The organism is Streptomyces sp. NPDC002785, assembly GCF_040295565.1.
Lineage (GTDB): Bacteria > Actinomycetota > Actinomycetes > Streptomycetales > Streptomycetaceae > Streptomyces.
This window is the reverse complement of sequence record NZ_JBEOVN010000334.1, coordinates 1-4,103: the sequence shown is the minus strand read 5'-3', so window position 1 is coordinate 4,103 and position 4,103 is coordinate 1. Positions and strand designations below refer to the sequence as shown.

The following is a 4,103-nucleotide window of genomic DNA, read 5'->3' as shown; positions in this document are numbered from 1 at the left end:
CCGGTGTCCTCCGGGACACCGGCCCCCCACCGTTGTGACGGGCTCGGGCAAACTGCCCGGCCTGGTCAGCCGACGAACTCGACCATGACGGTCGCCGTGCCGGGCACATGCCGGGCGTCGCCCGCGTAGGTGACCGTGTACTGGGGATACGTGTTCCAGTCGGGCGGGGTGTCACTGAAGCTGAAGGTGCCCTCCCACCCGACCTTCACATCCGGCAGCTCCACGCCGTCGCGCGTCACCGTGACCGCTCCGCGCTTGGGGAAGGGGACCAGCGAGGTCAGTTTCCCCGTCACGGTGACTGGCGTGCCGACGGGGTTCGTCGGCGGGGCGGACAGAGTGATCGTGCTGGATGCCTTGGCGACGTCGGTGACGATGTCGAGGACGACCTCGCCCGAGTAGGGGAAGCGGGTGGTGAACAGCCTGTTGCCGTCGGGCGCCCAGGCCACGCCTCGGTCGAGCAGGTCCGCGTGCCCCGGCGACAACGCGACCGTGCGGTACGCGGCGGTCTCTCCCGGGCGGTAGACGTAGACGTCCCACTCCCCTCCCGCCACGATCCCCGCGGCGACCGTGCCGTGGGAGTCGACAGCGACAGAGTTGGGATAGGGGCCGGTGTCGTACTGGGCCTCCTCCGTCAGGTCCGACAGGCGCCACCGCTGGTGGTAGTAGTTGGACCCGTTCGCGGTGATCACACTGCTGCCGTCCGGCGTCACCGCCACGTCCTCGACATCGGCGATGGCGTCGCTGTAGGCGGTCTCCTGGAGCGCGCCGGAGCCCACGTCGTACACGCGCATGCCCAGCGCGCCCTGGCTCTCCGCGGCGACGAGCCGGTCGGGCGCGCCCGACGACGAGGCGAGTCGCGGCTTGCCGTACCAGACGGGGTTGTCGTCCAGGATGACGGTCGGGGTCGCCTCGGCGATGGCGACCGACCCGATGCCGGCGTCGAAGACGGTGGCCTGGTAGCCGAAGAACAGCCGGCCGCCGACGAGGGCGAGGCTCTCCGGTTCGGTGTCGGCCCCGGTTGAGATGCGCCGCGTCTCGGTCAAGGTCGCGGTGTCGATGACGGAGATCGCGTCAGCGTCCGGGAGCGCCACGTACAGGGTGGACTCGTCGGCCGACTCGGCCATGCCCCGCGCCCCGTCGAGACCCTCCACCTTCTTCACGACCTGCCCGTCGTGGTCGGTGGCCAGCACCGCGTCGTCGCCGGGCGCGCTGACGTACACATGGCGGCTGTCGGCGAGGGTCTGCCAGTGCGACCGCACAGGCAGGACGATGCCGATCTGGGGCTGTGCCGCTGCCGTGCCGGGGGCACCGAGCAGATTGAACGACGTGGCCACCAGGACCAGTGCGACACCCGCCGCACGTCTTCGTATACGCACCTTAGGAGCTCCTTCGAGAACGGATCCGGCCGCACGGGCGCGGTCGGCGGAGCAACTGTAGTGATCCGCACTGACATTGGGTCCGCAGGTTGATCGCGTGCGGAGCGCACGTCAGGCCACGGACTCGCTGCACCCCTCGCCATCTGGCTCCGCACGTGATCGACCGGACAAGTCCTAGCTGGTCGAGGCCCCCTGGGCCGGAACAAGCCGCAGAGCCGCCGCGCGAGACCGATCCCGGAGGGAGGCCAGTGACTTGGCCTTTAGAATCCGGGCCGTCCCAGCCCCTGTCCGCGACCATGTTGAGCAGGGTGGACTTGCCGCAGCCGGAGGGCCCCATCACCGCGACCGCATCTCCCGCGCGGATCTCCAGCGACGCGCCGTCCAGCACCTTCGAGTCACCTTATTTCTTGTACTGCCATGCTCGGCATCACCCGGCTGCACAACCTCGCCCTCACGGGATAGCTCTCGCCTCGTGCGAGACCAGAGAGGTCCAGGACAGGCGGCTCCCCAGATCTCCGGCTCGGAGAATGCTCAGTCGATACAGAACTCGTTGCCCTCGATGTCCTGCATCGGAATGCACGACTCGTTGTCGTCATCGGCCAGCAGCGTTTGCACGTGTACCGCACCGAGCGGGACCAGTCGTGCGCATTCGGCCTCAAGTGCGGCGAGGCGCTCCTTACCCACGAGACCGGTGCCGACCCGCACATCAAGATGCAGCCGGTTCTTGGCGGCCTTCCCTTCGGGAACGCGCTGGAAGTACAGTCGCGGGCCCACACCCGAGGGATCCATGCAGGCGAACCATGAATCCCGCTGCTCAGGCGGCTGTGAACGCTTGAAATCATCCCAAGTGGCAAAACCCTCTGGTGGCGGCGGTACGACGTACCCCAACACCTCGCACCAGAAACGAGCGAGACGCTCAGGTTCTGCGCAGTCAAAGGTGACTTGGAACTTCTTGATCGCTGACATCGGTGCACCGTACCAAGGGACTTGAGACGCTGCCGTTCATTTCTCCAGAGGAGCTGCCCGCAACCCCGTCGGGCCCTGAGACACCCTTGGATACCAAGTGATCAAACCGGACAGTCCACGAGAACGACGCGACCCTGGCGGCGGGAGCCCACCGGCTGTCCCCTGGACTCAGTCCTGACCAATTCCCCTCATGCCAAAGATCAGTTACGGGACAGCCCTTAGGTGTATCGAAAGTGGATCGTCTGTCAGACCTGCCTGGGATGCTCTGAGCATGGAGATGACGCTGCAGCTGACGATCGACTGCTCCGATCCGCAGAAAATGGTGACTTTCTGGGCCGAGGCCCTGGGCTACGTGCCTGAGCCTCCGCCGGGCGGGCACGCCACGTGGCGTGCTTACTGGGCGGCGGTGGGGGTGCCTGAGGCAGAGCTGCCGGCCGGTGCCGGGGATATTCCGGAGTCGATCATCGATCCCGCGGGACGTGGACCGAGGGTGTGGTTTCAGCAGGTTCCGGAGCCGAAGGTTGCCAAGAACCGGTGGCACTTCGACCTGAAGGTCGGTGGGGGCCGTGACGTCCCACTGGACGTCCGCACACAGCGGGTCAAGGCTACGGTGGAGCGGCTGGTCAAAGCTGGTGCCACCGTGCTGCGGATTAAGGATGAGCCGGACATGGGGCTGTACGCCGCTGCCATGCAGGACCCCGAGGGCAACGAATTCGACATCGTCTGAGGGCCGTTGCGACGGTGCTGGTCACAGCCACTCGTTCACGGCTGCGACCAGCACAGTCGCCTCGTAGCGGACGGAGAGGGACGACCACGGGGCCGTCGCCGCCGGTGTCCTGATAGTCCACGGGACCTGCGGAGAGCTGGATCTCGGACGTCGGCGGCATCGGCGATGTGCGGGACTGTTCGGTCATGACGGGTGCGCTCTCCTCGGTTGCCGGACGGGCTTGGTGGTGCGCCGGCTCGCTCTTGGGACCGGCAAGGATTTGGCGCTCAGGGCAGAGGGACGTCTCGCGGGAACGACTGACGGCGCTCGCGGAAGCGGCACGTCAACAGGGTGGGCCGGCCCTGGAGCAGACCGACGTACCTCACGGACGCGGTCAAAAGATGACCGACTGACTGACGGAACGTCATGTACCGGGTACTGAAGTGGGTATGAGGGGGCGGAGGAGGTTTCGGCGAGGGCAGCAATGCCTCAGCCGGCAGGCCCCGGCCGCCGGAGGCCGAGGGTCTCGTTGCACGCCGACCGATTGGGGGACAAGGCATTGGAGCGACTTGAGGCGGGCGATCCGGAACGGATCGGTCCGTACACACTCTTCGGTAGGTTGGGGTCCGACGGCATGGGCGCGGTCTACGCAGGCCGCGCGGCCGATGGGCGGCCCGTCGCGGTCAAGGTGATACGGCCCGCCCTGACCGAGGACCAGGGAATCCTGTGCCTCTGACCGTGACCACCGGCCCGTCTCCGTGCTGGCGTTCAGCCCCGACGGGCGCACCCTCGCCGCCACGGCCGACGACGGCGTCGCCGGCTTGTGGAATCTGATCGTCGACGCCGCGATCCGGCGAATCCGTAAGAGCAGCGCCGGTGCCCTGAGCCGTCAGCAGTGGAAACGGCATATTCCGCAGCTTCCGTATACGCCGCCGTGCCCGGCTGGCTGACGGCTGAACCGCCTCAGAGCCTGTCGGGTGGCCGGTTGGTTACGCTGCGATGAGGTCCTCGACGGTGCGGGCTCGTGCGGTCTTGCGGTGGGATTCATGGCTCCA

Annotated in this window: 6 protein-coding genes; 3 read left to right on the top strand and 3 right to left on the bottom strand. The window is 67.3% G+C overall.

Annotated elements, in window-relative coordinates; genetic code table 11:
- Positions 1–65: 65 nt before the first annotated feature.
- The 3 genes from ABTZ94_RS36450 to ABTZ94_RS36440 all read right to left on the bottom strand — a co-directional run bounded on the left by ABTZ94_RS36450 (position 66) and on the right by ABTZ94_RS36440 (position 2,342).
- The gene (locus ABTZ94_RS36450; protein WP_351207567.1) at positions 66–1,376 is read right to left on the bottom strand and encodes a hypothetical protein; all 1,311 of its coding nucleotides are present in this window, start codon (positions 1,374–1,376) and stop codon (positions 66–68) included.
- A gap of 1 nt (position 1,377) precedes the next feature.
- Entirely contained in the window at positions 1,378–1,764 is a 387-nt protein-coding gene (locus ABTZ94_RS38100) for an ATP-binding cassette domain-containing protein (RefSeq protein ID WP_502967371.1), read from the bottom strand.
- A gap of 143 nt (positions 1,765–1,907) precedes the next feature.
- Positions 1,908–2,342, bottom strand: coding sequence for a VOC family protein (locus ABTZ94_RS36440; protein WP_351207565.1), 435 nt, complete (start codon positions 2,340–2,342; stop codon positions 1,908–1,910).
- Between the two features lie 271 nt (positions 2,343–2,613).
- Between ABTZ94_RS36440 and ABTZ94_RS36435 the strand changes: the two genes are divergently transcribed.
- The 3 genes from ABTZ94_RS36435 (at position 2,614) to ABTZ94_RS36425 (ending at position 3,998) form a co-directional block, all read left to right on the top strand.
- Positions 2,614–3,069, top strand: a complete 456-nt coding sequence (locus ABTZ94_RS36435; protein ID WP_351207563.1) for a VOC family protein — start codon at positions 2,614–2,616, stop codon at positions 3,067–3,069.
- A 538-nt stretch (positions 3,070–3,607) separates the two neighbouring features.
- Positions 3,608–3,784 (top strand): hypothetical protein, encoded by a 177-nt coding sequence (locus tag ABTZ94_RS36430; RefSeq protein WP_351207561.1) that lies wholly within the window; start codon positions 3,608–3,610, stop codon positions 3,782–3,784.
- Positions 3,785–3,806: 22 nt separating this feature from the next.
- The gene (locus ABTZ94_RS36425) at positions 3,807–3,998 is read left to right on the top strand and encodes a hypothetical protein (protein ID WP_351207559.1); all 192 of its coding nucleotides are present in this window, start codon (positions 3,807–3,809) and stop codon (positions 3,996–3,998) included.
- Positions 3,999–4,103: the final 105 nt, after the last annotated feature.

What these genes read in the sequence shown, in the direction of transcription:
- ABTZ94_RS36440 (WP_351207565.1), bottom strand. Translation starts at nt 2,342, where the DNA reads ATGTCAGCGATCAAGAAGTTCCAAGTCACCTTTGACTGCGCAGAACCT.
- ABTZ94_RS36435 (WP_351207563.1), top strand. Translation starts at nt 2,614, where the DNA reads ATGGAGATGACGCTGCAGCTGACGATCGACTGCTCCGATCCGCAGAAA.